Origin of the sequence: Streptomyces sp. W16, assembly GCF_033194735.1 — a bacterium.
Taxonomy (GTDB): domain Bacteria; phylum Actinomycetota; class Actinomycetes; order Streptomycetales; family Streptomycetaceae; genus Streptomyces.
Genome location: NZ_JAWOAI010000728.1, coordinates 1 through 3,877 on the forward strand (window position 1 = coordinate 1; position 3,877 = coordinate 3,877).

4 protein-coding genes are annotated in these 3,877 nt (G+C 70.6%); 1 reads left to right on the forward strand and 3 read right to left on the reverse strand.

The window, feature by feature from the left end:
• The 3 genes from R6V09_RS48005 to R6V09_RS48015 all read right to left on the reverse strand — a co-directional run.
• Window positions 1-970, reverse strand: a 970-nt coding sequence (locus R6V09_RS48005; protein WP_317887753.1) for a D-alanyl-D-alanine carboxypeptidase family protein, incomplete at its 3' end; no start/stop codon positions are given.
• Between the two features lie 166 nt (window positions 971-1,136).
• Window positions 1,137-2,276: a transcription termination factor Rho gene (gene rho, locus R6V09_RS48010; protein WP_317887754.1), complete on the reverse strand. Its 1,140-nt coding sequence runs from the start codon at window positions 2,274-2,276 to the stop codon at window positions 1,137-1,139.
• Between the two features lie 287 nt (window positions 2,277-2,563).
• Window positions 2,564-3,391, reverse strand: a complete 828-nt coding sequence (locus R6V09_RS48015; RefSeq protein WP_317887755.1) for a class I SAM-dependent methyltransferase — start codon at window positions 3,389-3,391, stop codon at window positions 2,564-2,566.
• Window positions 3,392-3,490: 99 nt separating this feature from the next.
• Between R6V09_RS48015 and R6V09_RS48020 the strand changes: the two genes are divergently transcribed.
• Window positions 3,491-3,877: alcohol dehydrogenase catalytic domain-containing protein (locus R6V09_RS48020; protein ID WP_442810276.1), on the forward strand; the 387-nt coding region annotated here is incomplete at its 3' end.

Sequence of the window (3,877 nt, forward strand, 5' to 3'; positions counted from 1 at the left end):
CGGCGGGACCCGGCCTCGGGCTCGTCCGCAACGCGTCCAGCGAACCCACCGGATCGACCCGCCCCGCGGCCGCGAAACCCCAGTCGAGCAGCTCGCGCGCCTCCTCGTACACGGTGAAGCCGCCGCCCGCCTGAGGGTTCATCACCGTGACGACGAGCGACCGACCGCCCCGACGCGCCGCCGCGACCAGCGTGTTGCCCGCGTGGGTGGTGTAGCCGTTCTTCACTCCGATGAGTCCCGGATACGGCTCGACGCCGTCGTTGCCGGTCAGCAGCCGATTGGTGTTCTGGATCGCGTACGACGACCCGTCACCCGGGAACTCGGCCTCGGCGGTGGAGCAGTACCGCGCGAAGTCCGCGTTGCGCAGCCCGGCCCGCCCGAACACCGCGAGGTCGAAGGCGGAGGACACCTGGCCGTCGGTGTCGTAGCCGTCCGGTGAGATGACATGGGTGTCGAGCGCGCCCAGTGAGCGTGCCTTGGCCTGCATCCGGGCGGCCGTGGCGTCCCAGCCGCCGTTGAGGGCGGCCAGGACGTGCACGGCGTCGTTCCCGGAGTTGAGGAAGACCCCGCGCCACAGGTCGGCGACGCGATAGGTGTGCCCCGCCTCGACACCGACCAGGCTGCTGCCCTCGCCGATGCCGGCCAGGTCCTGTTCGCTGACGCGGTGCCGTGTCCCTCCGGGGAGTGCGGGGAGGACAGTGAGGGCGAACAGGGTTTTCAGGGTGCTGGCGGGCGGGAGTCTGCGGTGGGCGTCGTGGGCGGCCAGGACTTCGCCGGTGCGGGCGTCTGCGACGAGCCAGGAGAGGGCGGAAATGTCCGGGAGTTGGGGGGCGCCGGGGTGGGGGTGGACCTGGGTGCTGGGATCCGACCCGGTGCTGGCTGTCGCCGTGACGGGGGTGAACGCGAGGACGGCCGTCAGGCAGAGGGCGCAGGTCGACATGGCGATCCGGGGTGAGAATCCGATTGTCATACCGCAAACGTAGGAACGGAGACGCTGTGGAGGGTGTTGGCCGGGCCGAGCGGGGTGAGTGTGCACCCGGATGCGCTAGTGATTCGTCTGCGGGCCCGGTGGGGGCTGGTCGCGCCCACGCGGCGGAGCCGCATATGGATACAGCCCCGCGCCCCTAAAACCCAGGTCAGTTAGAAGGCAGTGTCGGCTGGATGCGGCGCAAGAACGTCGCGTTGTCCGGAGTCTCCCGCATGCGCTCCAGGAGAGTTTCCGTGCTGCTCTGGCCGTCCCTGTTCTGGAGGACGCGGCGCAGGCCCCGTACTGCCGTCAACTCGGCCGGGGTGAGCAGGAGTTCCTCGCGGCGGGTGCCGGACGGGTTGATCTCGACGGCCGGGAACACCCGGCGGGAGGCCAGCTCGCGGCTGAGGCGGAGCTCCATGTTGCCGGTGCTCTTCAGCTCCTCGAAGTAGAAGTCGTCGGCACGGGAGCCGGTCTCGACCAGTGCGGTGGCGAGGATGGTGAGGGAGCCGCCCTCCTCGGCGAGGCGCGCGGCGCCGAAGAACTTCTTCGGGCCGATCAGGGCGGTCGCGTCCACGCCGCCGCTGAGAGTACGGCCACCGGACGCCGCCGCGTTGTTGTGTGCCCGGCACAGCCGGGTCAGCGAGTCGAGCAGGATCACTACGTCCTCGCCCGCCTCGACGAGCCGCTTGGCCCGCTCGATCACGAGCTCGGCCAGCGCGATGTGCTGCTTGGGCGCCTTGTCGAAGGTGGAGGCGTACACCTCGCCGCGCACGGAGCGCCGCATGTCGGTGACCTCCTCGGGCCGCTCGTCGAGCAGCACCACCATGAGGCGGGCCTCGGGGTGGTTGCCGGCGACGGCTGCCGCGATCTGCTGGAGCAGGACGGTCTTGCCGGTCTTGGGCGGGGCCACGATCAGTCCGCGCTGGCCCTTGCCGACGGGGGCGATCAGGTCGGCGACGCGTCCGGTGAGGCCGGCCGCCGGGTGTTCGAGGTGGAGCCGCTCGCGCGGGTGCAGCGGGGTGAGGTCGCGGAAGTGGCGTCGGCCGCGCAGTTCGTCGGGCGTGCGCCCGTTGACGAACGCGACCTCGGTCAGGGTGCGCTGCCCGCTGCGGACGCCTTCCACGAGGTCGCCCTTGCGCAGGCCGTGACGGCGGATCAGCGCGGGGGAGACCTGGAGGTCGGTGGGCGAGGGCTGGCAGTTCAGCGCCCGCAGGTGCCCCTTCCCGTTGCCGTCGATGTCGAGGACACCGGTCGCGGTCTGGGTGCGGGGCTGTTCCTGTACTGGGGGTTCGAGTGTGGTGGTCATGATGGGTGGTCCTTTCAAGGACGGATGCATGTGTCATGCGGAAGGAAGGGGGAGAAGCCGCAGGCGGAGGGCGTACGAGCGCTCCTCGGGGCGGCGGGGAACATCAACCCGGGTACGGCGGGAACACGCCGGTCACGAGCTGATGTGAAGAAGCCGTTGTGCCGGTCGGAATCGACGGCCGGTCGGCAGAGAAGAAGTGGTTCTGGCACCGGCGCCCGGAACGGGGCGTACACAAGTGCTGACCGCACCGTAGCACACCCGGTGCGGATCCGGCTGTGAGTTACGGCTCAGCGGCTCGCCAGCAGGCCGTAGAGGAGGGGGATCCGCGGCTCGGGCAGTCGCCACCAGCCGGTCGGAGTCCGTTCCATCCGTGGCCAGCGCGGCCACGGAAGTTCGTCGCTCTCGCGAAGCCTTCGGATGTTCAGTCCTGCTTGCGTCAACGCGTTGATGACCTCGTCTATTCCGTGCATCCACTCATAACTGTCGGTCGCGTCTGCCACGGCCGGACCGTCGGTGTACGTGAACGTCGCGTCCCGGTGCACCGGACCGCCGCCGCCCAGGTAGTCGTGGCGCAGCAGCAGTTCGGGTCCCTCGCCCGGATTCGGCTTCGGGCCCAGCGAGTTGAGCAGGGGGTGGAATTCGACAATGTACAACAGGCCGCCGGGGCGCAGGAGTTGGGCGATCGTGTCCGCCCAGCGCGGGAGATCGGGCAGGTAGCACAGGGCGCCCTTGCCGGTGTACACGACGTCGAACTGCCGCTGTCCCAGGGCCTCGACGGCGTCGTACACATTCGCCTGTACGTAGTCGACGTCGAGGCCCGCCTTCGTTGCGATGCCGGTCGCGGCCGTCACGGACGCCTCGGAGAAGTCGAGTCCTACGGCTCGTGCCCCGCGCCGCGCGAACGCGAGGGTCTCGGTGCCGAGATGGCACTGGAGGTGGAGCACGTCACGGCCCGCCAGGTCGCCGAGGTCGTCCCACTCGAAGGCGGCGAACCAGCGGTCCGGGTCCGGGTCGCCGTCGAGGCCGTAGAACCGGCTGGCGAGGTGGACGGGGGTGCGGGCGTCCCAGTTCGCCTGGTTGGCTCGCATCAGCCGTGCCTGGTCGTCGGTGCTCATGGTTCCATCCAACCGTGATCGGGCGCCGGGCGGCGGGAAGAACACCGGTTCCGCGCTGGTTGCCCCGAGACGAGTGACCTACGACGAGAGGGGCAAGTCGTGCGTGCACTGATCGTGGATTCGGGGGTGGCCGGTGGGCTGCGGCTCGGGGAGGCGCCCGACCCGGTGCCGGGCCCGGGGCAGCTGCTGGTGGAGGTCCGGCACACCTCCCTCAACTCGGCCGAGCTGTACTTCGCGCAGCGGGGCGCGCCCGGTGAGGTGATCGGCTTCGACTCGGCCGGTGTCGTCGTGCGGGCCGCTGCCGACGGGAGTGGGCCCGCGGTGGGCAGTCGGGTGGTCGGATTCGGGGAGGGCGGAGGATTCGGCGCGCTGCGGGCCCTGGACGTTGCCGATGTGGTCGTGGTGCCGGACGAGGTCGACCTCGGCGAGGCGGCCACCCTGCCCGTCGCGGCCGGTACCGCCCTGCGCGCGCTGGAACAGGCCGGG